Origin of the sequence: Pseudomonas caspiana, assembly GCF_040224095.2 — a bacterium.
GTDB classification, from domain to species: domain Bacteria; phylum Pseudomonadota; class Gammaproteobacteria; order Pseudomonadales; family Pseudomonadaceae; genus Aquipseudomonas; species Aquipseudomonas caspiana.
On record NZ_CP167995.1, the window covers coordinates 5,129,210 to 5,155,625 of the forward strand.

A 26,416-nucleotide genomic window follows, 5' to 3' on the forward strand; every position below is an offset into this window, starting at 1 on the left:
GCACGAGCAACGCGAGGCCGCGATAGCGGTTTATCAGACAGACCGCCATCGCTGCCTCGCGGTGCTCGTGAGCTACAGAACCGTATTCCAGATCAGGTTTCGTTTGTTGACAGTCGCAGCATTAGCACCCTGCTAAATAATGCTTAGCAGCGTAGTGGGCCGAATAAGTCCTGTCTCCAGTGGCTGGTCTCTCACAGAGACACAACCTACCCTCCTTCGCTACACTGCAAAATCTCCAATCACTAAGCTGGAAATCATGATTCGCTTACTTATGTGGGTCGCGCTGATCGCGGCGGTTGTGTGGTTCATCAAGCGTCTGCTCAACCCGCCAGCTCCACGTCGCACTGCCCGGCCACCAGAAGAGGTTGCTGCGCCAATGGTCCGCTGCGCCCAATGCGGTGTCCATCTACCTCAGGACAGAGCCTTGAACCAAGGCCAGCAATGGTACTGCAGCGAAGCACATCGCCTGGAAGGCCCTGCGACTCGTGATCGCTGAAACACTTTCGCTGGGCAGCCTTCAGGCCCAGCGCATTCTGCGTCTGTATAACCTCTATCGATTAACCATCGGCATCATGTTGGTGCTGTTGATTTCCAGCAGTCTGGACACCGAACTGCTGGAAATGGCCAACCCCAACCTGTTTCGCGCCGGTTGCTGGCTGTATCTGGTCTTCAACATCCTGATCGTTGTATTGCTGGAGCGCCCCAATCGTCAGGCACAACTGTTCGTCCTGGCAATGGCCGACGCGCTGCTGCTATCGGCGCTTTTCTATGCCGGAGGTGGACCGCCCAGCGGTATCGGCAACGTCCTGATCGCTTCAGTCGCCATCAGCAACGTATTGCTTCGCGGCCGCATCGGCTTGCTGATTGCTGCCGTTGCAGCCATTGGCATCATCTATCTGACGTTCTACATCAGTTTCAGCAACCCCACGGTGGCAAGTCACTACTTACAGGCCGGCTCATTGGGCGCGCTGTGCTTTGCGGCAGCCCTGCTGGTTCAGGCCCTGACCCGACGTTTGCACATCAGCGAGACACTGGCCGAACAACGCGCTGCCGATGTGGACAATCTCGAAGAACTCAACGCCCTGATTCTGCAACGCATGCGCACCGGCATCGTGGTACTGAACGCACGTCGCCGTGTGTTACTGGCCAATCAGAGCGCGCTGAATCTGCTCGGCCACGAACAACTGACCGGCTCGATTATCGACACTTATTCGCCGCAGTTGGTAACAGGGCTACGGCAGTGGCTGATCAATCCCGCACTGGTTCCACAAAGTATTTCAGTGTCACCCAACGGGCCGGTCCTGCAACCGGGCTTCGCTGCGCTTAACCGCGGCGATCAGCGCCAGACCCTGATCTTTCTTGAAGATCTGTCGCAGATATCGCAACAGGCTCAGCAACTGAAACTCGCCGCGCTAGGCCGTCTGACGGCAGGTATTGCCCACGAAATCCGTAACCCGCTGGGCGCCATCAGTCATGCCGCGCAATTGCTCAATGAGTCGGAAGAACTGACCAGCGCCGATCATCGCCTGGGGCAGATCATTCATGAGCAATCACAGCGCATGAATCGCGTCATCGAAAACGTTTTGCAGCTGTCCCGCCAACGCCACGCCGAGCCGCAATTACTGGATCTGAAGATCTGGCTGGAACAGTTTGTCGAGGAGACTCGCAGTCGACTGCCCGCCCATCAGTCGATCCACCTGCAAATAACCCCGGCTCCGCTCACCACGCGTATGGATGCCGAGCAGTTGAATCAGGTCCTCAACAACCTCGTGCAAAACGCTATGCGCTACAGTGGTAAAAGCCATGAACACGCACAAGTGTGGATCCGCCTGTTTCAGGAGCCACGCAGTGATCAGGCGATTCTGGAAGTACTCGATGATGGACCCGGCGTCCCTCATGAACACATGACGAAAATGTTTGAACCCTTTTTCACAACAGAGAGCAAGGGCACCGGCCTGGGTCTTTATCTTTCAAGGGAGCTTTGCGAAAGCAATCAGGCACATCTGGACTACACATTTCGGGAAGGTGGCGGCAGTTGTCTGCGCATCACTTTTGCCCATCCGTTGAAGTTGAGTTGAACATGAGCCAGCGGCAAAAAATCCTGATAGTCGACGACGAGCCGGACATCCGCGAACTGCTGGAGATCACTCTAGGCCGGATGAAACTCGATACCCGTAGTGCGTGCAACGTCAAGGAAGCCATGGATTGGCTGGCCCGTGAGCCCTTCGATCTGTGTCTGACCGACATGCGCCTGCCCGACGGCACTGGCCTTGAACTGGTGCAGCACATCCAGCAGCGCCATCCCCTCACACCCGTCGCGATGATTACTGCACATGGCAGCCTGGACACTGCGATTCATGCCTTGAAGGCTGGGGCTTTTGATTTTCTCACCAAACCCGTGGACCTGAACCGACTGCGGGAATTGGTTAGCAGCGCGCTGCGACTCAACCCGCCAAGTCAGCCTGCGCCGGGCATTGCTCGTCGCCTGCTTGGCGACTCGCCGCCCATCCAGGCTCTGCGCCAGCAAATCGACAAGCTGGCGCGCAGCCAGGCTCCGGTCTATATCAGCGGCGAATCGGGCAGTGGCAAGGAGCGCGTAGCCCGGCTGATTCATGAGCAAGGACCCCGCGCCGAACGGCCGTTTATCCCGGTCAACTGCGGCGCTATTCCTTCCGAGTTGATGGAGAGCGAATTCTTCGGCCATCGCAAGGGCAGCTTCAGCGGGGCACATGAGGATAAACCGGGGCTGTTTCAGGCGGCCAACGGTGGGACGCTGTTTCTTGATGAAGTTGCCGACCTGCCGCTGACCATGCAGGTAAAACTGCTGCGGGCGATACAGGAGAAATCGGTACGCAGCGTGGGTGCTCAGCAGGAATTGGTAGTGGACGTACGCGTGCTGTGCGCCACGCACAAAGACCTGCAGGTCGAAGTCAGCGCTCAGCGCTTTCGTCAGGACTTGTATTACCGGCTGAACGTCATCGAGCTGCAGGTGCCCCCGTTGCGGGAACGTCGGCAAGACATCGAACAACTGGCCGCCCACGTACTCAAGCGCCTGGCAGATGAATCATCACAGCCCGTTGCGCAGCTCGCCCCGCAAGCGCTTGAGGCACTCAAGAGTTACCGTTTTCCGGGGAACGTGCGTGAGCTGGAAAATATTCTCGAGCGCGCCTATACCTTGTGCGAAAACAACCAGATCAATGTAGCCGACCTGCGTCTGGCGCAGCCGTCAGCATCCGCCGAGCAAGACGGCGCCAACCTCGCGGACATCGACAACCTTGAAGATTATCTGGAAAGCATCGAGCGCAAACTGATTCTGCAAGCCCTCGAAGAAACCCGCTGGAACCGCACCGCAGCGGCACAGCGCCTGAACCTGACGTTTCGCTCGATGCGTTATCGGTTGAAAAAGTTGGGCTTGGAGTAGAGGGCTCTAAATTGGGTATGCAACGACAAGTGACCAGCAGGAGCTGCCGAAGGCTGCGATGGCGTCCTGTCTGATACTCCGTTATCGCGGCCTCGCGGTGCTCGTGCGCTCCTATAGGTCCGTGCTTGCTGCACGACAGCGCCGGATCGAAGAACGAGTCATAGCCCAGCCAACCTACCCGTCGGCGCATACGGCGCAGCATCAATGACGGGTTCACGTCCGACCAGCAGGTCCGCCAGCAACTGGCAGGACGCGGGGGCAAGGACCAGACCGTTTCGGTAATGCCCGCAGTTGAGCCACAGCCCCTCAAACCCTTGAACAGGCCCGATGTAAGGAATGCCTTCAGGTGAGCCCGGACGCAGTCCTGCCCAATGACCCACCACTTGAGCATCAGCCAGCGCAGGCAGCAGCTCTACAGCAGACGCCTTGAGACTTTCCAGCGCGACATCAGTCGGCGTCTTGTCGAAGCCTTCGTGCTCCAGCGTGCTCCCGATCAGAATATGCCCGTCGCGTCGGGGGATCGCGTAACGCCCCTTGGCAAGCACCATGCTCGGTAGAAAATCCTCTGCGCACTTGTACAGAATCATCTGGCCCTTTACCGGCTCGACCGGCAGCTCAAGGCCAAGCGTCTTGAGCAACTCACCACTCCAGGCCCCGGCCGCCAGAACCACCTGATCGCCGAGAATATCTCCGGAAGACGTACTCACACCCAAAACCCGATCTGCTTCGCGGACAAAGCCCAAGACTTCGCATTGTTCATGAAGGGTGACATTAGGCAGCGCCAGCAATGCGGCTTTAAGGGATTTGACCAGCCGGGGATTGCGCACGTTAGCAACGTTAGCCATATAGATGGCTCGTGTGTATCCCTCCCCCAGCACGGGCACCGCATCGTGAACCGCAGAGATGTCCACCGAACTCAACGGGCGCCCCTCGCGAATCGCCCACTCCAGCGCTTGCTGCTCATCATCCAGATCCAGCCAGTACAACCCGGTGGTGTGAACTTCAGGGTCGACGCCTGTCTGTGCAAGCAGACGCTCGGCAAGTTGTGGATAGAAATCCTGCGACCAATGCGCCAGCGCTGTCACAGCAGAGCTGTAACGCCAGGGATAAAGGGGAGAAACAATGCCGCCGCCCGCCCAGGAAGACTCTTGCCCTACATCAGAGCGATCCAGAAGGATCACCTGTTCAACTTCGGATGCGAGGTTAAATGCAGTCAACAGACCGATCACACCACCGCCAACAATCACAACCTGCCTGGACATCTTGCACTCATTCAAAAAAGCGATCAGCGGCCCCAGCAGTCTTTGCTGGCCAGGCCAGTGGAGTTGCTGATGGCGCCAGTATTGGTAATGATGAAATTACCGCATTTGTCACCGTTCATTATCGACCCCGCAATAGGTGTCGCCGTCAACGTGAACGTCTGATCGGCCCGAACCGCCGCGATCGTGTAATAAGCATTACCCGGCGAGATAATCAGGTTCACCGCAGCATTGCCTCCGGCTGCAGGAACATCCGTATATTTGCCATTGCGAGAGAAGAACCGCTCCAGTGCCTGAGTCTGCTCAGTCAACAGGCTCGCAATCTCCGCCCGGTGGGTACGCCTCACATACTCCGTGTAACTGGGGTACGCGATGGCGGCAAGAATACCGACAATCGCCACGACGATCATGAGTTCCATCAAGGTAAAGCCTGCTGATCTGCTGCGCATACGCCGTATTCCTACTGTATTTGCCGCCACATGATGCGTTGGTAAACGTTAGTGCCGCTACCATCGCCCTTCGTTGGAAGACGAATGAAGTTCCCGCTGGAGTCGATGATATACATGTTGTCATCCGCGCCAGCCAGCCCGGCCACAACAGCGACCAGATTAGGAATCCCGGTACCGATCGCGATACCGGCGACACGCGAATCAGCAGAATCGATCCTGCCGTCGCCATTGGTATCCAGGATCGAGTAGTTGAGCATCCCGCCCTTGGCAGCATCTAGCTGGAACACACGGCCGGTGCCGGTGCTTTCACAAGGATCGGTCGAGTTGACCGCCGCAGTTGTAAACAGAATACGACCTCGCGTCGTTTGCGCCGGATAGATAATCCGCTCACCAACAAAAGGTTCGGTGGTGGACAGCGGCAGATACCAGCCTTTTCTCGATGCCCAGTCCACATCATTATTAGTGGTGGAGTAATAGGTGGCACCGCTGCCAGTTATGCTGCCAGGATTGATGTTCTGCACCTGCAAACCACTTTGCACAATGTCACCGACACCTGTGTCGGCATCCCAGACGGCATAGAACGCTTGCTGAGCCGTGGTGGTTTTATCCGCGACCTCCATAAACTTGCCGGTACCGAAATAGACCATTTTGCCATTCGTGGGATGGTCCATCAGCAACGGCTGCACTGTGATCGGCTGTGCAGCACCACCCGGTGCAGTAAACAGTGGTTTATTGCCAAAGGCGACTCCCCAGCTACTGGCGGCCGCACCACTCATGTCGAACTTCCACATGCGTCCTTTCAAATCGCCCGCATAAGCTGCTTGCACGACGTTCTGCGCATTGACCCGCAACTTGACTGAGGACAGACCGTTATCCGCCAGGGCATACGCTGGAGGGATCGGAATTTCTCTGATCACTGCGCCGGTGGCGGCATTAAGCACGAACAGCGATGCGTTGCCGGTGAAGCTGCCATAGCCGTTACCGACCACGACGATGCCGGTGCCATTGGCCATACGGGCCACATCTGGTTTTGCATAGGTGTAACCGAGGTTGTTATAGAGGTTGGCTGGCGTAGAGGTATCGGGGGCTTTAACCTCCCACAACGCCCCGATGTTATTGGCGCTCCCTTGAAACAGGCTGATCGCAAAGAAGGCCTTGCCACCAGCACCGGTGCCGCCATAGGCAACAGTCGACCAATTCGTCCCGATCTGGGTATCAAAAACACCTATCTGTCCGTCGACTGTAAATTTATGAGCACCGGAACCATAAGTCGTCGATGCAATGGTTGCGAGTGACGTCAAGGCAGTCGATGGCATATACGCGTAACGGCGGGAGCCGGTATTGGCGTCAATGACGTTGAAGAATCCGTCATTGGCATTAACCAGCAGGTTGAGGTTCATGTTGGCGGCTTTGGTGGTCAGATACGTCGAGTACGAGGTATTACCGGTCAGGTCCGCAGAGGTCTTTTCAGTAGGCTGCGCGACCGTAAGGGGTGAGTTGATGATGTCGCCCAACAAGCGAGTACGGGTGCGCAGCCTGGCGTTCGCAGTGCCCTGGGTCCATGCAATGAGTTGCGCTCCGGTAACACCTGTGGGCAGGGTTGCATTGAGCGCAGTTTGTTGTGGTGCGGAAAAGTTAGCGTAGTTAAGGGTTATCTTTGCCGACGTGGCAGTGTTCCACGACTCGAACGCCGGGGGGGTTGCCGTGCTGGTAATTTGTGAGTCGGTACTCCAGGCCGGGGTTGTTTGCTGCACCCCCGTCGTTGCATTAAGGTTGTAAGCCCTGATCGTGCCGTGCCAATCAGTGGGGTCATACAGGGTCTGATAGATCCGCGTCGAGGACGTGAGCGTTGATGAGCTTGCCGCCCCGCCACCACCCGAACCGGCTTTGGCATAGATGTCACTGAGTGCGAGATTGAGTGCATTGGTCAATCCGGCGCTGTCGTTCGTTTGGTAATACTTGCCTCGCCCGTGGTTATCGTCGGCGGCGTCGATCAGCATCTGGTCTCCCAGCGTAAAACCGATGGTGTAGGTATTCATGTTTTGCTTGTTGAAACCAGTGGTGTCCCAGCTCTTGCCCGTCAGGTCAGTACCGTTCGACGCCTTGCGCATGTCAATGTCGTAGGCGAATTTGGCCAGGTCATCAAGGTAAAACGTACTGCCTTCGTCGTCGCCATTCAACGTGCCGTCGTTGGCAGCATTCAAGTCCCAATTGGGTAGCGACCGAGAGGAATCAGCGAGGTCATCCGGGTCGTTGGCGGGAAACGTCCGGTCATAGGTTGGCAAGCCATCAGTGATCACCACTCCATAGTTCTTCTGACAGCGATACTGAATCGGACTGGTATACGTCGTCGGGGGACTTGGATAGTACGAGGTCATCCCCCGGAAATAACGCGTGATCTCGTAATAGGTTTCTGCGATCGGGGTATTGGCAGATGGCGTCAGCGCCGCGATAGAGTTCTTCAGATTATTGATATTGGTGGTGGCCTGAGCCTGAGTCACTGGCGTGGGTTGGTAAACCGTGGCGGTTACCGGAGAAAGGTCGGCGACAGGTCGGGATATTCTGCCGCCAGGGCCGAGATCGAGATTGTTGGGCTCATTGAACTGAGCCAGGCCGATACGCAACGAAGTGTTGTTAGTCACCAGATTGGTGGCGACAGTCTTGGCGATATTCATCCGATAATCGTTGGGAATATTGCCGGTGGTGTAATCCTTGTAGTAGCCAAACAGGAACGTGTAAGGAACCGAGTCGATCAGCCACGACAGATAGTTAGCGGTATAGCGGGTTTGGCCATTGCCTGCGGGGTCAGGCAATTTCAGGCAGTACATGTTGTTATTGCGAAAAATGGGGACCCCGCCTAACAAACAGTTCAGAGACAGGCCTAGGACGCCAGTGGCGTTAATATCTCCCACCGTCAGAGTGTCGTTTCCCCTTATGGTGGTTGGGGTCGTACACAATACGATCAGCCCGGCAGCGTTCAGACACTGCGTAGAGTAGTAACTGACCTCTGTACGGTTCACCGTCGGATCAAATGCCGACGACCAGATAATGTTGTACATACTCCCCGAGTTATCCACCAGGAGCATCAGATTCGGCGGCACCGCCGGAGAACTCAGCAGCGGCACTTGCGCGGGCGTAAACGCATAAGCGGGGGCTGTCAGGTACAACGCCAGTAATGCACCGTAGACATACTTCAGAATACGGCCCGGCAACCTAGCAATTGGCATAAATACTCTCCAGTACCGTTCTCGATACCCCTTGAACTACGCTCGCCGTCACTCGATAAAGCGTGACGGAACTGCTGGCCGAACAGCTTGGCGGCCGATTGACCGGCGAGGCGGTGGTGCCAAGGTTCTGAATGACATAGAAGCCCCCGCCCGCGGCTATCCACGGAACCCCTGCCGAACTGTTGCCTGCGGCGGTCACCGTCGTTGAATCCGTTGGAGGAGCACACCCGGCCGGGGTGGTGCAGGCAGCCAATGAGTAACCCACGACCTGAATAGCCGACTCACCAAGACGCAATACCGCTTCTGCCATCTGGAAAGATTGATTACGTATTGTCACGCTGCCGGCCATTTTTTCCTGCAGGGTCGCGTTCTGCATCGAAGAGACGCCCACCAGCGTCAACAGCAGCAAAAAGACCAGACTGACCAGCAGCACCATGCCCTTTTGCCTGGAGGGATATCCCGTTGAAGTAGCGCGCGACTTAGTTTTCATGGCATGCATCCGTTCAGAACCGGTTACGCAAAGCGGCAACAACGTTATAGGTCTGGTCACGCACTTTGCCCGCCGGGTCAAATACGACCAATGTCAGGCGCACGCTGCGAATATTAAGGGCGAGCGCGGTGCTGTCGATAACCTTGATGTAGGACATCGGTGATCCGGTTACCCCGAAATCGACGGTGAATGCCCGGACATTACTCACCAACGGTTGTGCAGGCTCGGTACCATTTCCGACCTTCACTCTCAGATCGGTTCCGACCAGGCTATAAGTGATCTTGCGCAGAGGGAAGCTGGTTTCTCCCACACCCGGCGCTCGCGTGCCGTTATAAATCCGGGAAGTCGTCCTGCAATTGGACACCACACTCCAGGTCGGCGAACTGCCGGAGGTCCCCACGTCTGCGGTGACAAGGGTGAGCGTATTGTTGGCGTTATCCCAGAGAATCGGATTATTGAGATCCGCAGGTTTGGTAATGGCGGGGGCGACTATCGTCGTATCGAAATCAACGCAGCCGTACATCCCGGTCATGCGGATTTCCTGCATCAACTTGCTCAGGGCGAAACGCGCATCTTCCTGCATCCGTGCAGCAGCATTCTGAGACTGATAAGTGCCTTTGGAGGCAATGAAAATCTGCACGATCCCCATGCTCACGATCAACCCCAGCACCAGCGCCACCATGATCTCGACCAGACCAAACCCTCGGACAGATCTATTCATGGGGCTACCACGTCGTTGACACCGATGCGTGAGCTCAGAACAAACTGTTGTGGATTTGTCGCGCCCGGGGTTCTCCCCAGAAACGTATCGCTTGCAGCGGCAGCCCGCGTGTCATCCCAGGTAATGGTGATGGTCACGACAGGCTTGGCGATCACGATTTTGCTGGCAGCACCAGAGGCCCCGGCAAAGTTGGTGATATTGGTGCTGAAGTCAGCAAGGTCTTGCGTGACGGCATTGCTCATATTGCTGGCACTGGCTGCGGGCGCATTGGCCAATGAAGCCAGGGCATAGCTGGCCAGGACATTGGCGCTATTGTTCGCGGCATTACCATCTACGTTCGCCCGGATGCGGTCCATCATGTCGTAGGCAATGAAACTGGCCTGACTGGTCATTGCCGAGCTATCGGTGTACCGCAACGCGTTCAGTTGAATAGCCGCAGCCCCCAACAGACCAATGCCTAAAATCAACACCGACACCAGCACCTCGATCAGCGTCATGCCAACCTGACTACTCTTTCGTCCCTTAACCATCGCAATTTCCACTCGAAACTATTCGGCCGTTCAAGCATACATACACAGTCTTGGTGATCGTCGTGCCCAGTGTGTAAGTCATTGCAACGGCACTGGCCGGAGCCGAGAGCCCACCAAGGTTATTGAACTCGATCAAATTGACACCCGGAACAGCCAGCGCCGACCCCGTTCCCATGGGCGATGTGACCCTCAAAGCCGACGCGCTGGAAGTATCTGACGCCGGCACCACCTTAAGCGCAGTGTTCCATGCCGTACCGTCGACATTGGGCCGAACCTGAATGTTCACACCTCTGTTTATCGCCTCAAGCCGGGCATAGTTGAGCGCGCGCTGCAAATCACTGACTTCGGTATCAGCCTTTGAACTCTGTATCGAACTATTGAAACTGGGAATGGCAATAGCCGCGAGTATCCCCACCAACGACACAGTGATTAACAATTCGATAAGGGTGAACCCCTTGGATCGCTGAGTCATTGAGTGTCTCCTTGACGTTACGACTATAGGACAGCATCCAGAGCTGAAACTGTAAACAGGGATGTACGGTTGTTTGGCAGGGACGAACGCCCGGCTGGCATTCAAATGACAATTTCCAGGGAGGGAAATATATGAAACAAGCTGCTTTTACGATTATCGAGCTAGCAGTCACGATGGTAATCATCGGACTGATCGTTACCCTTGCCGTTCCGGCATTCAGTGAAATAGTCATGAGCCAGCGCAGGCTTGATGTAGCCCAGCAACTGGCCAGCGGCATACGCACGGCGCGAACGGAGGCGATTCTTAGAAGTCGGCCGGTGGTGATTCGGGCCATCGAAGACAACTGGAGCAAAGGCTGGCAGATCGTGGTTGATCCGAAAGGCAGTGACGATGATCTGGTGCTGACAGAGCGGACTCGAAGCGGGAAAGTACCAGTCTTCGGCAACCAACATGTCACTCGACAGATTCGCTTCAACGCCTTGGGGTCGCCATCAGACAGCGGATTCGTGGCTGGAAGACTCTTCATCTGCGACGTGAATGACGCGCTGAGCCATCACACAGTAGTGATGGCCAATACCGGCAGGGTCAGAATTGAAAGCGTACCCAAGCCGGAAAAGCTTTGCGGTTAAGTCATCTGAATCGGGAGGTTGCCGCTTCACGCTGGCCTTGCAGCCCCCTGCCTGCAACGCATTTTCTGTAGGAGCTCACGAGCACCGCGAGGCAGCAATAGCGGCATGTCTGATACATCGCTATCGCGGCCTCGCGGTGCTCGTGCGCTCCTACAGGTCCGTCATTCGCCGCGTTACAACAGCGACTTGACCCGCAATTCCTTGGGCATCGAGAAGGTGACGTTCTCTTCGCGGCCAGCCAGCTCGTCGGCACCGGTCGCGCCCCAGGCGTGCAGTTGCTGGATCACGCCACGCACGAGCACTTCCGGTGCAGAAGCACCTGCGGTGATACCGATGCGCTCAACGCCGTCGAACCAGCTGCGCTGCATGTCTTCGGCGCCATCGATCAGGTAAGCCGGGGTAGCCATGCGCTCGGCCAATTCACGCAAGCGGTTGGAGTTGGAGCTGTTCGGGCTGCCAACGACCAATACCACGTCGCACTCATCGGCCAACTGCTTGACCGCATCCTGGCGGTTTTGCGTGGCGTAGCAGATATCATCCTTGCGCGGCCCGCCAATCGCAGGGAAGCGCGTGCGCAAGGCATCGATAACACGACTGGTGTCGTCCATGGATAACGTAGTCTGGGTCACGAACGCCAGCGCTTCAGGATTACGCACCTGAAGGCTGGCGACGTCCTCTTCATCCTCGACCAGATAGATCGCACCACCATTGCTGGCATCGTACTGCCCCATGGTGCCTTCGACTTCCGGGTGACCCTGGTGGCCGATCAGGATGCATTCACGACCGTCGCGGCTGTAGCGCGCCACTTCGATATGCACCTTGGTCACCAGCGGGCAAGTGGCATCGAACACTTTCAGGCCGCGGCCCGACGCTTCGGTGCGCACCGCTTGCGATACGCCGTGAGCACTGAAGATCACGATGACGTCGTCGGGTACCTGATCCAGTTCTTCAACGAAGATTGCGCCACGAGCACGCAGGTCTTCGACAACAAATTTGTTATGAACCACTTCATGGCGCACATAGATCGGCGGGCCAAACACTTCCAGGGCGCGATTGACGATTTCGATCGCACGATCCACTCCAGCGCAGAAGCCGCGGGGGTTGGCGAGTTTGATTTGCATGGGGTGCCTCGTATCTACGTGCAAAACAGCCCAACAAAAGTCGGGCTCAGGTTCAAGCTTGCTTAGAGCGCCTTGACCTCGAAGATTTCCACTTCGAAGTTCAAGGTCTTGCCCGCCAGCGGGTGATTGAAGTCGATGGTCACTTGCGCGTCATCGAATGCCTTCACTACGCCCGGCAGCTCAGTATTGGCCGCATCATTGAAGATCACCAGCAAACCTTCCGACAGTTCCATGTCCTGGAACTGCGAACGCGGGATGATCTGCACATTTTGCGGGTTCGGCTGACCGAAGGCATTTTCCGGCTGAATCTGCACGGTGCGCTTGTCTCCAGCCTTGAAGCCGAACAGCGCAGCTTCAAAGCCAGGCAGCAGATTGCCGTCCCCCACCTTGAACGTCGCCGGAGCTTTGTCAAAGGTGCTGTCGACTGTCTCGCCGTTCTCAAGGCGCAAAGCGAAATGCAGAGTGACTTCCGTGTTCTGACCGATGCGTTGCTCGGTCAATAACTGTTCAGTCATTAGCAGGTTCTCCGGTTTTCTTGCTCTTGAACATGTCCAGCGCCAGCATGATTGCGCCGACAGTAATCGCGCTGTCAGCGACATTGAACGCCGGGAAGCCGTGCTCTTTCCAATGAACAAAAATGAAGTCGATGACGTGACCGATAGCAACACGGTCGTACAGATTGCCGAGCGCGCCGCCCAATACCAATGCCAGAGCAATGGCCAGCCAAGTGTCATCACGCCCAAGACGCTTGAGCCAGACCACGAGCACCACACTGACCACAACAGCAATCAATGCAAACAGCCAGCGCTGCCAGCCCGAACTGTCCGCCAGGAAGCTGAAAGCCGCGCCGGTGTTGTACGCGAGCATCCAGCTGAAGTAGTCCGGAATGATCACGATTTGCTCGTACAACTCCAGGCGGTTCTCGAAGTAGTACTTGGTGGCCTGGTCAACGACCAGGACCAACAGACTCAACCAGAGCCAGGCCAAGCGGCCAAAAGCTGCCTTAGGCATAGTGACGAACCTCGCCTGCACCGCTGATGTTGTCTACGCAACGACCGCAGATTTCCGGATGCTCCGGATTCACACCCACGTCAGCACGGTGATGCCAGCAACGGGCGCACTTGGCGTGGCTGGATTTGACTACCTTGAGCTTCAGCCCTGCCACTTCGGTCACTACTGCATCGGCCGGAGCATCGAGCAATGGCGCGACACTGGCCGTGGAAGTAATCAATACAAAGCGCAGCTCGTTGCTCAGCTTCGACAGGTCGGTGACCAGTGCGTCTTCAGCATACAGAGTCACTTCGGCCTGCAGGTTGCCGCCAATCGCCTTGGCTGCGCGCAGATTTTCCATTTCCTTGTTGACCGCGACCTTCACCGCCATGATCCGCTCCCAGTAGGCGCGGTCCAGCTCGAAGTCAGCCGGCATTTCGCTCAGCCCCTGATACCAGGTGTTGAGCATGACCGACTCGTTACGCTCGCCCGGCAGGTACTGCCACAGCTCATCGGCGGTGAACGCCAGGATCGGTGCGATCCAGCGAACCAGCGCTTCGGAGATGTGGAACAACGCGGTCTGGCAAGAGCGACGTGCCGTGCTGTCCGCTGCCGTGGTGTATTGGCGGTCCTTGATGATGTCCAGATAGAAACCACCCAACTCCTGCACGCAGAAGTTGTGGATCTTGGAGTACACGTTCCAGAAACGGTATTCGCCGTAATGCTCTTCCAGCTCGCGTTGCAACAGCAATGCACGGTCTACCGCCCAACGATCCAGCGCGAGCATGTCTTCCGGTGGCAGAATATCGGTAGCTGGATTGAAACCGCTCAGGTTCGAGAGCAGGAAACGGGCAGTGTTGCGGATCCGGCGGTAGGCATCAGCACTGCGCTGCAGGATCTGATCGGAAACAGCCATTTCGCCGGAGTAGTCAGTCGCCGAAACCCACAGACGCATGATGTCTGCGCCCAGCGAATCGTTGACTTTCTGCGGCGCCACGACGTTGTTCAGCGATTTGGACATCTTGCGACCGTTTTCGTCGACGACGAAACCATGGGTCAGCAATTCGCGGTAAGGCGCGTGGTTGTCGATGGCACATCCGGTCAGCAGCGACGAGTGGAACCAGCCACGGTGTTGATCGGAGCCTTCCAGGTACAAGTCGGCACGCGGGCCAGTTTCATGCCCCATCGGGTGCGAACCGCGCAGCACGTGCCAATGCGTAGTACCCGAGTCGAACCAGACGTCCAGCGTGTCGGAAATCTTGTCGTACTTCGGCGCTTCGTCACCCAATAGCTCGGAAGCGTCCAGCTTGAACCAGGCTTCGATGCCTTCTTTCTCGACGCGCTTGGCGACTTCTTCCATCAGCTCAACGGTCCGCGGATGCAGTTCGCCGCTTTCCTTGTGCAGGAAGAACGGGATCGGCACGCCCCAGTTGCGCTGACGCGAAATGCACCAGTCAGGACGGTTGGCGATCATAGAGTGCAGGCGCGCCTGCCCCCATGCCGGAACAAATGTGGTGTCTTCGATAGCCTTGACCGCCCGCTCACGCAGGGTCTCGCCAGCTTCAGGCTGCTTGTCCATGCCGACGAACCACTGCGCGGTTGCGCGGTAGATCAGCGGGGACTTGTGACGCCAGCAGTGCATGTAGCTGTGAGTGATGGTTTCAGTGTCCATCAGGCTGCCGACTTCGGCCAGCTTGTCGATGATCGCCTGGTTCGCCTTGAAGATGAACTGACCACCGAAGAACTCCAGCGAATCGACATACACACCGTTGCTCTGCACCGGGCTGAGGATGTCGTCGTTGGTCATGCCGTATTTTTTGCAGCTGACAAAGTCGTCCACGCCATAGGCCGGGGCGCTGTGTACAACGCCGGTGCCAGCGCCCAGCTCAACGTAGTCGGCCAGATACAGCGGCGACAAACGGTCATAGAACGGGTGGCGGAAATTGATCAGCTCCAGCGCGGCACCGGTCGCGGTGGCGATAACGGTACCTTCCAGCTTGTAGCGGGTCAGGCAGCTTTCAACCAGCTCGGCGGCCAGCACCAGCAGCCTGTCGCCAACATCAACCAGCGCGTATTCGAACTCGGGATGAACGTTCAGCGCCTGGTTGGCAGGGATGGTCCACGGGGTGGTGGTCCAGATCACGATGGCGGCAGGTTTGCTCAACGATTCCACGCCAAACGCGGCCGCCAGCTTCGCTTCATCGGCAACCGGGAACGCCACGTCGATGGTGGAAGACTTTTTGTCTTGATACTCGACTTCTGCTTCAGCCAGAGCCGAGCCACAGTCGAAACACCAGTTCACGGGCTTGAGACCCTTGAACACGAACCCGCCCTTGACCATTTCCGCCAACGCACGGATTTCCCCGGCTTCGTTGGTGAAGTTCATGGTCAGGTAAGGATTGCTCCAATCGCCCAGGACACCCAGGCGAATGAACTCGGACTTCTGCCCTTCAATCTGTTCGGCGGCATAAGCGCGGCACAGCTCGCGAGTCTTGTCCGCGGACAGGTTCTTGCCGTGAGTCACTTCAACCTTGTGCTCGATCGGCAGACCGTGGCAATCCCAACCCGGAACATAAGGCGCGTCGAAACCCGCAAGCGTTTTCGAGCGCAGGATCATGTCCTTGAGAATCTTGTTAACGGCGTGACCGATGTGAATATTGCCGTTGGCATAAGGAGGACCGTCGTGCAGAACGAACTTCGGACGATCCTTGCCAATTTCGCGCAGCTTCTGGTACAGGCCAATGCTGTCCCAGCGCTGCAGAGTTTGCGGCTCGCGCTGGGGCAGGCCGGCCTTCATTGGGAAGGCGGTGTCCGGAAGGTTTAGCGTGGCTTTATAATCGGTCATTTCAGGCTCTTAATTAGCGGGTTGGCCATGCCAATGGGCACGGGCGGCGGCGACATCCGCATTGATCGCCGTCTTGAGCGCCTCCAGTGAGGCGAACCGCTGCTCATCGCGCAGCTTATGGTGGAAAGCCACCGTCAAACGCCGGTCGTAAAGATCACCGGCAAAGTCCAGAAGATGCACTTCAAGGTGGGCACTGCCATCACCTGCCACGGTCGGGCGCACGCCAATATTGGCGACACCCGGCCAGGTCTTGCCATCAATGCTCGCACTGACCAGATAAACCCCGGTCAGCGGCACACGACGCCGTTTGAGCTGCACGTTGGCCGTGGGCGTACCCAACTGCCGCGCGAGTTTCTGGCCGTGCAGAATCCGCCCGGTAATCCGGAACGGACGTCCGAGCATACGCTCGGCGAGGGCGAAATCCGCCACTGCCAGAGCGTTACGCACCTTGGTACTGCTGACGCGAACGCCATCGATCTCAACGGTCTGCGCCGCCTCAACCGTAAAGCTGCGGGCATCGCCCGCCTTTTGCAGGAAGTCGAAGTCGCCGATCCGGTCGCAACCGAAGCGGAAATCATCGCCCACCTCTAAATGTTGTATGCCAAGCCCGTCGATCAACACGGTGTCGACGAACTCCGCCGCGCTGAGCTTACTCAAACGCTGGTTGAACGCCAGACACAGCACCCGATCAACGCCTTCAGCGGCCAGCAGCTCCAGCTTGTCACGCAAGCGAGCCAAACGGGCGGGAGCAGTAGCCGGAGCAAAAAACTCACGCGGCTGCGGCTCGAAAATAACCACGCAACTGGGCACGCCCAACTCGACAGCACGATCACGCAAGCGCCCCAGGATAGCCTGGTGGCCCCGGTGAACACCGTCAAAGTTGCCAATAGTGGCGACGCAGCCCCGATGCTGGGGGCGCAGATTATGGAGGCCTCGAACCAGCTGCATAAAGCACTTCTTGCTCATAAAGTGGCCGATTATAACCACACACAGCCCCGGACGACAGGAACACGCCGAGGCAAAACAACAGTCGCCGCTCCACAATGGGAAAAACCGACGACTACCCGTTACAACTCTGGCTTACAGTACTGCGCTGCGGGCGAAATCCTTAAGCCGGAAGCCCAGTAGCAACAAAGTCGCGAAATACGCCACAACCCCTGCTGCCACCAGTGCGCCAAGACGAATGAAGCGCTCCAGCATTTGCCCGTCACTCCAGGCGGGCATCACGTGCATCAGGCCAAACAACACGCCAGACATCACCCCGACCGCCAGACACAGCTTGAACAGAAACTTCGTCCAGCCCGGCTGCGGCTGAAACAGATCCTGCTTGCGCAACTGCCAGAACAGCAGCAGTGCGTTGATGCAGGCGCCAACGCTGATCGCCAGGGCCAGACCGGCATGTTGCAGCGGTACGATAAAGATCAGGTTGAGCAGTTGAGTAACAATAAGGGTGAAGATCGCGATTTTCACCGGGGTGCGAATATTTTGTTGTGCATAAAAGCCCGGTGCCAGCACCTTGATGAGAATGATGCCCAGCAAGCCCACTGAATAAGCGATCAATGCCCGCTGGGTCATGGCCGCATCCACGGCATCGAATTTACCGTACTGGAACAGGGAAACGGTCAACGGCTCGGCCAGAATCCCCAGTGCCAGAGTGCAAGGCAGAACCAGCACAAAACACAGGCGCAAGCCCCAGTCGAGAATTCTTGAATACTCCTGACGATCCTTGCTGGCATAGGTTTTCGAGAGGATCGGCAACAGGATCGTGCCCAAGGCCACCCCCAGCACACCTGACGGCAATTCCATCAAACGGTCGGCGTAGTACATCCAGGACACCGAACCGGCGACAAGAAACGAGGCAAATATCGTATTGATGATCAGAGAAATCTGACTGACCGATACGCCAAGGATGGCAGGCAGCATCTGCTTCATAACCCGCCACACGCCGGTGTCACGCAGATTAAGGCGCGGCAGTACCAACATACCGATCTTTTTCAGATGCGGCAGTTGATAGAGCAATTGCAGCAATCCGCCGACCAGTACCGCCCAGCCCAACGCCATCACTGGCGGGTCGAAATAAGGCGTCAGAAATAACGCAAAGAAAATCATGCTGACGTTAAGCAGGGTCGGCACGAAAGCCGGAACCGAAAAGCGGTTCCAGGTATTCAGAATTGCGCCAGCCAGCGAAGACAGCGAAATCAGCAATATATAAGGAAAGGTCACTCGCAACAGATCAGACGTCAGCGCGAACTTTTCCGGCGTGTCGGCAAACCCCGGGGCAGTCGCCCAGATCACCCAAGGCGCAGCGATTATCCCGAGCAAAGTGACCAGTGCCAGAACCAGCGTCAGCAGCCCGGTGACGTACGCCACAAAGGTGCGCGTCGCCTCCTCGCCTTGCTGGCTTTTGTATTCCGCCAGGATAGGCACGAATGCCTGGGAAAAAGCCCCCTCCGCAAAAATACGGCGCAGTAAATTGGGCAATTTGAAGGCAATGAAGAACGCATCCGTCGCCATTCCCGCGCCAAATGTACGCGCGATGATGGTATCGCGAACAAAGCCCAACACCCGGGAAAGCATGGTGATAGAGCTAACGGCAGCCAATGATTTGAGTAGGTTCATTAAAGAATTTAGCGCCTTGGCTAAAGGACAAGGCGATTAACCTGTCCATTTATGCGATACTCCGCGCCGCAAAAGCACAGAGGCAAAGCCGGCGAGTTTACAGGTCGCACACCGGAAATAAATATCCCGGTTGAACATAGCAACCACTCGGCGGAACCGATCACCAACCCTTGACAATCAATTCAGTCATCGGCATGATTCGCGGCCTATTTTGTAAGCTATTCCCTAAAAAGTCTTTCGAGGAGCTCGACGGTGGCCAACACACCTTCCGCCAAAAAACGTGCAAAACAGGCTGAGAAGCGTCGCAGCCACAACGCCAGCCTGCGTTCCATGGTTCGTACCTACATCAAGAATGTAGTTAAAGCCATCGACGCAAAAGACGCTGAAAAAGCACAAGCTGCTTATGTTCTGGCCGTGCCAGTTATCGACCGTATGGCCGATAAAGGCATCATCCACAAGAACAAAGCTGCTCGTCATAAAAGCCGCCTGAACGGTCACATCAAAGACCTGAGCGTTGCTGCTGCAGCCTAAGCGATAAGCTTAAGCCGTAAAAAAACCGACCCAAGGGTCGGTTTTTTGTTGCCTGCAATTATTGAATAATCGCACTTGCTCCTAACACTACCCCTTCACGAGGTAAACACAGGACCTGTAGGAGCGCGCTTGCCCGCGATTAGGCTCTATCAGCCAATGAATTTATAGACTGCTCTGACGCAATCGCGGGCAAGCGCGCTCCTACAAGCCTCATGCCTGCCACAGGACGGCGCGATGCCAGGAACAAACAGCATCACGGCGCAGGAGCTGGCGACCACGGCAGAATCGGAATCGCCGTCACAGCATTCTGCGGGCTTCCTTCGATAATCCGGTCGCTGTACACCAGATAAACCAGAGCATTACGCTTTTTATCGAAGAAACGCACAACCTGCATGGTTTTGAACACCAGCGAGGTGCGCTCTTTGAAAACCTCATCACCGTCCTTCAGCTCGCCCTTGAAGTGAATCGGACCAACCTGACGACAAGCGATGGACGCCTCGGCACGATCTTCAGCCAGACCAAGACCACCCTTCACCCCTCCCGTCTTGGCACGCGACAGATAGCAGGTTACGCCATCGACTTTTGGATCATCGAAAGCCTCAACCACAATTCGGTCGTTCGGCCCGACGAGTTTGAACACCGTCGACACCTGACCGATTTCTTCGGCAGAAGCCAGCATCGGTAGCACCAGCAAAGCCCCGAGCAATCCCTTAATTACGCGCATTACGTGCTCCTTATCTTGTGGAAAGCTAGCTACCGGCGAACGCAGAACCCGTAGGAGCGCGCTTGCCCGCGATGGCGTCAGGTCAGGCAGTACATTTTTGGCTGACCTGACGCAATCGCGGGCAAGCGCGCCCCTACAGGAACAGCATTTCAAACCAGAATCAGGTTATCCCGATGAACCAGCTCAGGCTCAGCCATATAACCAAGCACCCGCACGATCGCATCCGATGACTGACCAATAATCTTCTGCGCCTCAAGAGCGCTGTAATTACTCAGACCACGAGCAACTTCGCGACCATCAGGTGCAACGCACACAACCATCTCGCCACGACGGAAGCTGCCCTGAACCAGCTTGACCCCGACAGGCAGCAGACTTTTATGATCCTTGCTCAGCGCAGCCACGGCTCCCTCGTCCAGCACCAACGTGCCGCGAGTTTGCAAGTGCCCGGCCAGCCACTGCTTGCGAGCAGCAAGCATTTCACGCTCAGGCGATAACAACGTACCCAGGCGCTCACCACCTTTAAGACGCGCCAGCACGCGCTCGATACGCCCACCCACGATCACCGTGTGCGCCCCCGAACGGGCCGCCAACCGCGCCGCACGCAACTTGGTCTGCATACCACCACGTCCGAGCGCACCACCCGTACCACCCGCCACGGCGTCCAGCGCCGGATCATCGGCACGCGCCTCGTAGATCAATTGAGCCTCAGGGTTGTTGCGCGGGTCAGCATCAAACATGCCGTCGCGATCCGTAAGGATAACCAGCAAGTCCGCCTCGACCAGATTGGCGACCAAGGCCGCAAGGGTATCGTTGTCACCAAAACGAATCTCGTCAGTCACAACGGTGTCGTTTTCATTGATGACCGGAACAACACCCAGATCAACCAGAGTGCGCAGCGTACTGCGAGCATTCAGGTAACGCTTGCGGTCGGAAAGGTCGTCATGGGTAAGCAAAATCTGCGCTGTGTGGCGGCCGTGCTCGGCAAAGCTGGATTCCCACGCCTGAACCAGCCCCATCTGACCAATTGCAGCGGCAGCTTGCAGCTCATGCATGGCACTGGGTCGTGAAGTCCAGCCCAAACGGCTCATACCGGCAGCCACGGCCCCGGAAGAAACCAGGACCAACTCAACGCCCGCCTCATGCAGCGCCACCATCTGCTCGACCCAAACACCCATCGCCGAACGATCCAGCCCCTTGCCATCCGCGGTCAGCAAGGCACTGCCAATCTTCACGACCCAGCGTTGGGCACCCGTCACTTTGCTGCGCATCATCTTCCAACCTTAGCCAGAGAATTTTGGTAGATACAAATTCAAGATATCAGATACAAAAACGCCGCTTATCTCTAAGCGGCGTCTAGTTTACTGCAGAGGATCAGTCGCGGACGTAAATGATTTCCGGACCGTCTTCATCATCCTCGTCTTCCTCATCCCAATCGTCTTCGCCGATGTCATGCACGCTCTTCACGCCGCTACGGCGCAACGCACGCTTGTCATCCAGCGCCTGCAACTGGGCGCGGGCTTCATCTTCGATGCGCTGATCCAGCTCAGCCAGCTCTTCAGCATAGCCAGGCTCTTCAGCAATGCGCTGAGCGCGCTCTTCGAGATAGCGCATGATGTCACGGCTAAGCTGCTCGGTGCCTTCTTTGGCAATCGCCGAGATTACGTAGACAGGGCCCGTCCATTCCAGACGATCAACAATCTCCTTGACGCGAGCCTCATGCTCCTCCTCAAGAATCTGGTCGCACTTGTTCAGTACCAGCCAACGATCACGCTCAGCCAGGGACGGGCTGAATTTGACCAACTCATTGACGATGACTTCAGCAGCATCCGGAGCACTGCTCTCGTCCAGCGGAGCCATATCAACGAGGTGCAGCAACAAGCGAGTACGCGCCAAGTGCTTGAGGAAGCGAATCCCCAGGCCTGCGCCACCGGAAGCACCTTCGATCAGACCCGGAATGTCCGCAACCACAAAGCTCTTCCAGCGATCGACACTGACCACACCCAGGTTTGGCACCAGGGTCGTGAACGGATAGTCAGCCACTTTCGGCTTGGCCGCAGAAACAGAGCGAATGAAGGTACTTTTGCCTGCGTTAGGCAAGCCCAGTAAACCAACGTCAGCCAGCACTTTCAGCTCAAGCTTGAGGTCACGCTGGTCGCCCGGCTTGCCCGGCGTAGTCTGACGTGGCGCACGGTTGGTACTGGATTTGAATCGGGTGTTGCCCAGACCGTGCCAACCACCCATCGCCACCAACAGACGCTGACCAGCCTTTGTCAGGTCGCCAATGACTTCCTGAGTGCTGGCGTCGATGACCGTCGTACCCACTGGCACGCGCAACACCAACTCTTCGCCCTTCTTGCCGGTGCAGTCAGCACTGCCACCGTTGGAGCCGCGCTCAGCGTCAAAGTGACGGGTGTAACGGTAGTCAACCAGGGTGTTGAGGTTTTCGTCGGCGACCATGAAGATCGAGCCGCCATCACCACCATCACCGCCGTTAGGGCCGCCGTTTTCAATGAATTTTTCGCGACGGAAGCTCATGCAACCGTTGCCGCCGTCACCGGCTTTTACTCGAATCGATACTTCATCTACAAATTTCATAACGCACGCCTCCCGCCACAGGGACGAGCAGAACAACATAAATACATAAGACTCTTGCAAAAATGAGCGTTGCGATACCGATCAAAAACCAGTGACCCCACAGGTCAACATCACAACAGCCCGCACAAACAGTTTTGCAAGAGACTCACCAAAGCCTTTTAAAGCCTACAGCCAACAATCTTCAAAAACGAAAAAGCCCCGTCGCGAGACAGGGCTTTTCCAGCTGCTGCATGATTACGCTGCGGAGACTTCAGTCTTCGGAACGATGCTCACGTAGCGACGACCGAAGGCGCCTTTAACCTGGAACTTGATCACGCCTTCCACTTTCGCGAACAGGGTGTGATCTTTGCCCATACCAACGCCGTAGCCAGCGTGGAATTGGGTACCGCGCTGACGCACGATGATGTTGCCCGGAATGATAGCCTGGCCGCCATACATCTTCACGCCAAGGCGTTTGGCTTCTGAGTCGCGACCGTTACGGGTACTACCACCAGCTTTTTTGTGTGCCATGAGTCAATTCTCCTAGTGAGGGATTAGGCTGAAATTAAGCCTGAATACCGGTGATTTTGATCTCGGTGTACCACTGGCGGTGGCCCATACGCTTCATGTGGTGCTTACGACGACGGAACTTGATGATGCGAACTTTGTCGTGACGACCTTGGGAGATCACTTCAGCTACAACGGTAGCGCCGGCAACAACTGGTGCGCCGATGTTAACGTCGTCGCCGTTGGCAACCAACAGAACACGATCAAAAGTAACGGATTCGCCGGTAGCGATTTCCAGTTTTTCGATCTTCAGGTATTCACCTGGAGCAACTTTGTACTGCTTGCCACCGGTAACGATTACTGCATAAGACATGGTATTTCTCCGTAAATCCTGCTCACCCAGCTCTTTATAAGTAGAGTATCGGCTGGCATGGCTGCTCGGGGCTGGAAAGGCCCGGTCGCAATTGCGTAAGGCAGGTGCTGCCCAGGAAAGTTAGGGTGCGCGATTGTACGCAAGGCATCAAGCGGTTGCAAGAGGCGGGACGTCATACCTTGACACGCTCTAACCCGCAACCTAGCATGCGGCGCAACCCTTCTGGAGCACCTCTCGCTGATGCAACCTCAAGCCTTCTACCGCGCTGTGGCGGACGATTTTAGTGCCGTCGACGTCATTATCAAGAAGCAACTGACGTCGCGGGTACCGTTGGTCTCGAAAATCGGCGACTATATTACCTCGGCGGGTGGCAAACGCCTGCGTCCGCTGCTGGTTCTTTTGTGTGGGAAGGCTCTGGGTCGCGAAGGCGATGACGTCCGTCTGCTGGCCGCCACCATCGAGTTCCTGCACACCGCGACCCTGCTCCATGACGACGTCGTCGACATGTCCGGCATGCGCCGTGGCCGCTCTACCGCCAATGCTCTTTGGGGCAACGCGCCAAGCGTTCTGGTCGGTGACTTCCTTTATTCGCGCTCGTTCGAAATGATGGTCGAGCTGGGTTCGATGCCTGTCATGAAGATCCTGTCGAAAGCGACCCGGGTCATTGCCGAAGGCGAAGTGCTGCAGCTGTCGAAAGTTCGCGACGCCAGCACCACTGAAGAAATCTACATGGAAGTGATTCGCGGCAAGACAGCCATGCTGTTCGAAGCCTCGACTCACAGCGCCGCCGCCCTGTGCAACGCCACCGACGAGCAAAGCGAAGCGCTGCGCACGTTTGGCGACCACCTGGGCGTGGCTTTCCAGCTGGTAGACGACCTGCTCGATTATCGCGGCGACGCAGAAACCCTGGGCAAGAACGTCGGTGACGATCTGGCCGAAGGTAAGCCGACCCTGCCGCTGATCTACACCATGCGCGAAGGCACTGCCGAACAGGCTGCTTTGGTGCGTCAGGCCATTCAGAAAGGCGGCCTGGAAGATCTGGAAAGCATCCGCAATGCCGTCGAGAGCTCTGGCGCTCTGGACTACACCGCACAGTTGGCCCGCGATTACGTCGCTCGGGCGATCAAATGCCTGGATGCCCTGCCGCCAAGCGAATACCGCGATGCGCTGGTCGAACTGAGCGAGTTTGCAGTAGCGCGTACGCATTGATCGCTAAGCGCTAAAAGAGCCCGTCCATGTGACGGGCTTTTTATTGGTAAACGAAAACGTGCTGAATATCGCGATACTGTGGGAGCTGGGCTTGCCCGCGATAAGGCTGCACGCGATCTAAATGTGAACCCTATTCAGCCTTATCGCGGGCAAGTCCAGCTCCCACAGAACAAAAATTTTCAATGCCCCAACCTGACCCAAATCAACCACTCAGCGTAAAATGCGAACAATTCTCAATAGAGACTTGCTATTCCACCAATAAGAATTATTCTCATTGAAAACCTTCAAGGAGAAGCGACATGACTTATTTGATCGATGCATGGCTGGACCGCCCTCACCCTTATCTGCGAATTCTGCATCGCGAGACCGGGGAAGTGTGTGCTGTGCTAGAGGAGGAAGCGCTGGATGAGCTGCGGGATCAGGGGGATCTGGACGTCAATGAGCTGAGCTCAAGCGAGCCGATCGTGCTCAAGGAGCTGGTGCGCAATCTTTTTCTGTTCTGCTATGCCCGAGCCTTGCGCCCGATCACGGAACTGCACTGACCATGAAGCCAGTCTTTGAACAGGTGCAGGGCAAACCGTCAGGCTCACTCTGCACCTCACTGAATCGACTTGAAAGCGATCAGAGAACGTCGAGCAGCTCGACGTCGAATACCAGCACGCTGTGCGGCGGGATGCTGCCAACGCCCTGAGCACCGTAAGCAAGCTCGCTCGGGACGTGCAGACGCCATTTGCTACCGGCGTTCATCAGTTGCAGCGCCTCGGTCCAGCCAGCAATAACGCCACCGACCGGGAATTCAGCAGGCTCGCCACGTTCGTAGGAGCTGTCGAACACGGTGCCATCAGTCAGCATGCCGTGGTAGTGAGTGCGAACCTGATCTTCACGGGTCGGCTTGGCGCCAGTACCGGTGGTCAGCACTTCAAATTGCAGGCCGGAAGGCAGAGTGGTGACGCCTTCACGCTTGCCGTTCTCAGCCAGGTAAGCCAGGCCAGCACCAGCAGCTTCTTCAGCTTTGGCAGCTGCTTCGGCTTGCATGATTTCGCGGATGACTTTGAAGCTGGCGGTCATTTCTTCTTCGCCAACACGGCTTGGCTTGCCACTGAACGCATCGGTCAGGCCAGCCAGGATCGCTTCCAGGTTAACGCCCGGCGGAGGGTTGTCGCGCAGTTGGCCGCCCAACTGACGGCCAATGCCGTAGCTGACGCGAGTTTCGTCGGTGGACAGGTTGACTTCGGACATATCACTGCTCCGCTAAAGGAGCGCCTGAACCAGACGCTCCGAATCAAAAGGGCGAGCAGCCTAGCACATGAAGTACCGGCATAGGCCACTGTAGGAGCTGCCGAAGGCTGCGAAAGCAATATTCCTGACACGCCGCTGTTCGCAGCCCGCGGCAGCTCCTGGAAAAATCACAAACTACCACTTCGAATGAAAACTGATCGGCACCCGCAGCGCATCGCGCTTATCCACCGGCATACCGCACATTTCATCGTGAACCACCGCGTGAACCAGATGAAACGGCACAGGGTTAAAGTCTTTGAGCAACTCGCGAGCATGCTCCACCGAGCGCAACCGGACCGTCTCGCCTCGCTCGCCCCTTAGAAGCTGTATATCGCCTTGAATGCGCGCCTCAAGCAGGTAAATCCCGCCTTCGATGGAGATCAGGTTCAATTCGTCGATACTGCCGGCATTGAGATGTACTGCCAATTCTTCTTCGGTCATCTGAAT

The 26,416-nt window shown here is 56.7% G+C and carries 27 protein-coding genes; 7 read left to right on the top strand and 20 right to left on the bottom strand.

Annotation, left to right across the window (positions count from 1 at the left end; genetic code table 11):
* Positions 1–256 precede the first annotated feature (256 nt).
* Genes ABRP31_RS23300 through ABRP31_RS23310 form a run of 3 tightly spaced genes read left to right on the top strand, consistent with a single transcriptional unit; the run spans position 257 to position 3,421 of the window.
* Positions 257–496, top strand: a complete 240-nt coding sequence (locus tag ABRP31_RS23300) for a PP0621 family protein (RefSeq protein WP_087272729.1) — start codon at positions 257–259, stop codon at positions 494–496.
* On the top strand, positions 486–2,078 hold the full coding sequence (locus ABRP31_RS23305; RefSeq protein WP_349972589.1) for an ATP-binding protein: 1,593 nt from the start codon (positions 486–488) through the stop codon (positions 2,076–2,078). The genes ABRP31_RS23300 and ABRP31_RS23305 overlap by 11 nt, the downstream gene beginning before the upstream one ends.
* Before the next feature lie 2 nt (positions 2,079–2,080).
* Positions 2,081–3,421, top strand: a complete 1,341-nt coding sequence (locus ABRP31_RS23310; protein ID WP_349972588.1) for a sigma-54 dependent transcriptional regulator — start codon at positions 2,081–2,083, stop codon at positions 3,419–3,421.
* 158 nt (positions 3,422–3,579) lie between these two features.
* Here the strand turns inward: ABRP31_RS23310 and thiO are convergent, their stop codons facing one another.
* From thiO to ABRP31_RS23345, 7 genes are read right to left on the bottom strand one after another with little or no spacing between them, the layout of a single operon-like run.
* Positions 3,580–4,683, bottom strand: a complete 1,104-nt coding sequence (thiO, locus tag ABRP31_RS23315; RefSeq protein ID WP_349972587.1) for a glycine oxidase ThiO — start codon at positions 4,681–4,683, stop codon at positions 3,580–3,582.
* Between the two features lie 23 nt (positions 4,684–4,706).
* Positions 4,707–5,129 (bottom strand): type IV pilin protein, encoded by a 423-nt coding sequence (locus ABRP31_RS23320; protein ID WP_349972586.1) that lies wholly within the window; start codon positions 5,127–5,129, stop codon positions 4,707–4,709.
* Positions 5,130–5,140: 11 nt separating this feature from the next.
* On the bottom strand, positions 5,141–8,356 hold the full coding sequence (locus tag ABRP31_RS23325; RefSeq protein WP_349972585.1) for a PilC/PilY family type IV pilus protein: 3,216 nt from the start codon (positions 8,354–8,356) through the stop codon (positions 5,141–5,143).
* Entirely contained in the window at positions 8,343–8,846 is a 504-nt protein-coding gene (locus tag ABRP31_RS23330; protein WP_349972584.1) for a PilX N-terminal domain-containing pilus assembly protein, read from the bottom strand. The genes ABRP31_RS23325 and ABRP31_RS23330 overlap by 14 nt, the downstream gene beginning before the upstream one ends.
* Positions 8,847–8,859: 13 nt before the next feature.
* Positions 8,860–9,567, bottom strand: a complete 708-nt coding sequence (locus ABRP31_RS23335; protein ID WP_349972583.1) for a prepilin-type N-terminal cleavage/methylation domain-containing protein — start codon at positions 9,565–9,567, stop codon at positions 8,860–8,862.
* Positions 9,564–10,097, bottom strand: a complete 534-nt coding sequence (gene pilV / locus ABRP31_RS23340) for a type IV pilus modification protein PilV (protein ID WP_349972582.1) — start codon at positions 10,095–10,097, stop codon at positions 9,564–9,566. Before pilV ends, ABRP31_RS23335 begins: the two co-directional genes overlap by 4 nt.
* Positions 10,090–10,569 (bottom strand): GspH/FimT family pseudopilin, encoded by a 480-nt coding sequence (locus ABRP31_RS23345; protein ID WP_349972581.1) that lies wholly within the window; start codon positions 10,567–10,569, stop codon positions 10,090–10,092. The genes pilV and ABRP31_RS23345 overlap by 8 nt, the downstream gene beginning before the upstream one ends.
* Before the next feature lie 131 nt (positions 10,570–10,700).
* On the opposite strand from ABRP31_RS23345, the gene ABRP31_RS23350 reads away from it, so the two are divergent.
* A complete protein-coding gene (locus tag ABRP31_RS23350) occupies positions 10,701–11,198 on the top strand; it encodes a GspH/FimT family pseudopilin (RefSeq protein ID WP_349972580.1) in 498 nt (165 codons plus the stop codon).
* Between the two features lie 173 nt (positions 11,199–11,371).
* Here ABRP31_RS23350 and ispH read toward each other — a convergent pair whose 3' ends face one another.
* The 6 genes from ispH to murJ all read right to left on the bottom strand — a co-directional run bounded on the left by ispH (position 11,372) and on the right by murJ (position 18,773).
* Positions 11,372–12,319 carry a 4-hydroxy-3-methylbut-2-enyl diphosphate reductase gene (ispH, locus tag ABRP31_RS23355; RefSeq protein ID WP_087272699.1) on the bottom strand — a complete coding sequence of 316 codons (948 nt, stop codon included), beginning with the start codon at positions 12,317–12,319 and terminating at the stop codon, positions 11,372–11,374.
* A gap of 62 nt (positions 12,320–12,381) precedes the next feature.
* The gene (gene fkpB, locus ABRP31_RS23360; RefSeq protein WP_349972579.1) at positions 12,382–12,834 is read right to left on the bottom strand and encodes an FKBP-type peptidyl-prolyl cis-trans isomerase; all 453 of its coding nucleotides are present in this window, start codon (positions 12,832–12,834) and stop codon (positions 12,382–12,384) included.
* The gene (gene lspA / locus ABRP31_RS23365; protein WP_087272694.1) at positions 12,827–13,330 is read right to left on the bottom strand and encodes a signal peptidase II; all 504 of its coding nucleotides are present in this window, start codon (positions 13,328–13,330) and stop codon (positions 12,827–12,829) included. The genes fkpB and lspA overlap by 8 nt, the downstream gene beginning before the upstream one ends.
* A complete protein-coding gene (gene ileS / locus ABRP31_RS23370; protein ID WP_349972578.1) occupies positions 13,323–16,154 on the bottom strand; it encodes an isoleucine--tRNA ligase in 2,832 nt (943 codons plus the stop codon). Before ileS ends, lspA begins: the two co-directional genes overlap by 8 nt.
* 9 nt (positions 16,155–16,163) lie before the next feature.
* The gene (gene ribF, locus ABRP31_RS23375; protein WP_087272688.1) at positions 16,164–17,102 is read right to left on the bottom strand and encodes a bifunctional riboflavin kinase/FAD synthetase; all 939 of its coding nucleotides are present in this window, start codon (positions 17,100–17,102) and stop codon (positions 16,164–16,166) included.
* 132 nt (positions 17,103–17,234) lie between these two features.
* Positions 17,235–18,773 (bottom strand): murein biosynthesis integral membrane protein MurJ, encoded by a 1,539-nt coding sequence (murJ, locus tag ABRP31_RS23380; protein WP_087272686.1) that lies wholly within the window; start codon positions 18,771–18,773, stop codon positions 17,235–17,237.
* A gap of 252 nt (positions 18,774–19,025) precedes the next feature.
* Here murJ and rpsT point away from each other — a divergent pair, with 252 nt between their 5' ends.
* Positions 19,026–19,304 carry a 30S ribosomal protein S20 gene (rpsT, locus tag ABRP31_RS23385; RefSeq protein ID WP_027899711.1) on the top strand — a complete coding sequence of 93 codons (279 nt, stop codon included), beginning with the start codon at positions 19,026–19,028 and terminating at the stop codon, positions 19,302–19,304.
* A 253-nt stretch (positions 19,305–19,557) separates the two neighbouring features.
* Here the strand turns inward: rpsT and ABRP31_RS23390 are convergent, their stop codons facing one another.
* The 5 genes from ABRP31_RS23390 to rplU form a co-directional block, all read right to left on the bottom strand.
* Entirely contained in the window at positions 19,558–20,028 is a 471-nt protein-coding gene (locus tag ABRP31_RS23390) for a CreA family protein (protein ID WP_087272683.1), read from the bottom strand.
* A gap of 149 nt (positions 20,029–20,177) precedes the next feature.
* Entirely contained in the window at positions 20,178–21,296 is a 1,119-nt protein-coding gene (proB, locus tag ABRP31_RS23395) for a glutamate 5-kinase (protein WP_087272787.1), read from the bottom strand.
* 103 nt (positions 21,297–21,399) lie between these two features.
* On the bottom strand, positions 21,400–22,623 hold the full coding sequence (gene cgtA / locus ABRP31_RS23400) for an Obg family GTPase CgtA (protein ID WP_027899708.1): 1,224 nt from the start codon (positions 22,621–22,623) through the stop codon (positions 21,400–21,402).
* Positions 22,624–22,857: 234 nt separating this feature from the next.
* Positions 22,858–23,133, bottom strand: coding sequence for a 50S ribosomal protein L27 (gene rpmA / locus ABRP31_RS23405; RefSeq protein ID WP_002551972.1), 276 nt, complete (start codon positions 23,131–23,133; stop codon positions 22,858–22,860).
* Between the two features lie 34 nt (positions 23,134–23,167).
* The gene (gene rplU, locus ABRP31_RS23410) at positions 23,168–23,482 is read right to left on the bottom strand and encodes a 50S ribosomal protein L21 (RefSeq protein ID WP_003176051.1); all 315 of its coding nucleotides are present in this window, start codon (positions 23,480–23,482) and stop codon (positions 23,168–23,170) included.
* 240 nt (positions 23,483–23,722) lie between these two features.
* Here rplU and ABRP31_RS23415 point away from each other — a divergent pair, with 240 nt between their 5' ends.
* On the top strand, positions 23,723–24,691 hold the full coding sequence (locus ABRP31_RS23415; RefSeq protein ID WP_087272680.1) for a polyprenyl synthetase family protein: 969 nt from the start codon (positions 23,723–23,725) through the stop codon (positions 24,689–24,691).
* 299 nt (positions 24,692–24,990) lie between these two features.
* Positions 24,991–25,233, top strand: a complete 243-nt coding sequence (locus tag ABRP31_RS23420) for a hypothetical protein (RefSeq protein WP_087272677.1) — start codon at positions 24,991–24,993, stop codon at positions 25,231–25,233.
* Between the two features lie 79 nt (positions 25,234–25,312).
* Here ABRP31_RS23420 and ABRP31_RS23425 read toward each other — a convergent pair whose 3' ends face one another.
* Together ABRP31_RS23425 and ABRP31_RS23430 are read right to left on the bottom strand one after the other, a co-directional pair.
* Positions 25,313–25,930 carry an FKBP-type peptidyl-prolyl cis-trans isomerase gene (locus ABRP31_RS23425; RefSeq protein ID WP_349972576.1) on the bottom strand — a complete coding sequence of 206 codons (618 nt, stop codon included), beginning with the start codon at positions 25,928–25,930 and terminating at the stop codon, positions 25,313–25,315.
* Between the two features lie 174 nt (positions 25,931–26,104).
* On the bottom strand, positions 26,105–26,410 hold the full coding sequence (locus ABRP31_RS23430; RefSeq protein WP_087272671.1) for a DUF6482 family protein: 306 nt from the start codon (positions 26,408–26,410) through the stop codon (positions 26,105–26,107).
* Between the last annotated feature and the right edge of the window lie 6 nt (positions 26,411–26,416).

Coding starts and splice junctions, on each gene's coding strand:
- ABRP31_RS23300 (WP_087272729.1), top strand. CDS start 257: ATGATTCGCTTACTTATGTGGGTCGCGCTGATCGCGGCGGTTGTGTGG.
- ABRP31_RS23310 (WP_349972588.1), top strand. CDS start 2,081: ATGAGCCAGCGGCAAAAAATCCTGATAGTCGACGACGAGCCGGACATC.
- thiO (WP_349972587.1), bottom strand. CDS start 4,683: ATGTCCAGGCAGGTTGTGATTGTTGGCGGTGGTGTGATCGGTCTGTTG.
- ABRP31_RS23320 (WP_349972586.1), bottom strand. CDS start 5,129: ATGCGCAGCAGATCAGCAGGCTTTACCTTGATGGAACTCATGATCGTC.
- ABRP31_RS23325 (WP_349972585.1), bottom strand. CDS start 8,356: ATGCCAATTGCTAGGTTGCCGGGCCGTATTCTGAAGTATGTCTACGGT.
- ABRP31_RS23330 (WP_349972584.1), bottom strand. CDS start 8,846: ATGAAAACTAAGTCGCGCGCTACTTCAACGGGATATCCCTCCAGGCAA.
- ABRP31_RS23335 (WP_349972583.1), bottom strand. CDS start 9,567: ATGAATAGATCTGTCCGAGGGTTTGGTCTGGTCGAGATCATGGTGGCG.
- pilV (WP_349972582.1), bottom strand. CDS start 10,097: ATGGTTAAGGGACGAAAGAGTAGTCAGGTTGGCATGACGCTGATCGAG.
- ABRP31_RS23345 (WP_349972581.1), bottom strand. CDS start 10,569: ATGACTCAGCGATCCAAGGGGTTCACCCTTATCGAATTGTTAATCACT.
- ABRP31_RS23350 (WP_349972580.1), top strand. CDS start 10,701: ATGAAACAAGCTGCTTTTACGATTATCGAGCTAGCAGTCACGATGGTA.
- ispH (WP_087272699.1), bottom strand. CDS start 12,319: ATGCAAATCAAACTCGCCAACCCCCGCGGCTTCTGCGCTGGAGTGGAT.
- fkpB (WP_349972579.1), bottom strand. CDS start 12,834: ATGACTGAACAGTTATTGACCGAGCAACGCATCGGTCAGAACACGGAA.
- lspA (WP_087272694.1), bottom strand. CDS start 13,330: ATGCCTAAGGCAGCTTTTGGCCGCTTGGCCTGGCTCTGGTTGAGTCTG.
- ileS (WP_349972578.1), bottom strand. CDS start 16,154: ATGACCGATTATAAAGCCACGCTAAACCTTCCGGACACCGCCTTCCCA.
- ribF (WP_087272688.1), bottom strand. CDS start 17,102: ATGCAGCTGGTTCGAGGCCTCCATAATCTGCGCCCCCAGCATCGGGGC.
- murJ (WP_087272686.1), bottom strand. CDS start 18,773: ATGAACCTACTCAAATCATTGGCTGCCGTTAGCTCTATCACCATGCTT.
- ABRP31_RS23390 (WP_087272683.1), bottom strand. CDS start 20,028: ATGCGCGTAATTAAGGGATTGCTCGGGGCTTTGCTGGTGCTACCGATG.
- proB (WP_087272787.1), bottom strand. CDS start 21,296: ATGCGCAGCAAAGTGACGGGTGCCCAACGCTGGGTCGTGAAGATTGGC.
- cgtA (WP_027899708.1), bottom strand. CDS start 22,623: ATGAAATTTGTAGATGAAGTATCGATTCGAGTAAAAGCCGGTGACGGC.
- rpmA (WP_002551972.1), bottom strand. CDS start 23,133: ATGGCACACAAAAAAGCTGGTGGTAGTACCCGTAACGGTCGCGACTCA.
- rplU (WP_003176051.1), bottom strand. CDS start 23,482: ATGTCTTATGCAGTAATCGTTACCGGTGGCAAGCAGTACAAAGTTGCT.
- ABRP31_RS23415 (WP_087272680.1), top strand. CDS start 23,723: ATGCAACCTCAAGCCTTCTACCGCGCTGTGGCGGACGATTTTAGTGCC.
- ABRP31_RS23420 (WP_087272677.1), top strand. CDS start 24,991: ATGACTTATTTGATCGATGCATGGCTGGACCGCCCTCACCCTTATCTG.
- ABRP31_RS23425 (WP_349972576.1), bottom strand. CDS start 25,930: ATGTCCGAAGTCAACCTGTCCACCGACGAAACTCGCGTCAGCTACGGC.
- ABRP31_RS23430 (WP_087272671.1), bottom strand. CDS start 26,410: ATGACCGAAGAAGAATTGGCAGTACATCTCAATGCCGGCAGTATCGAC.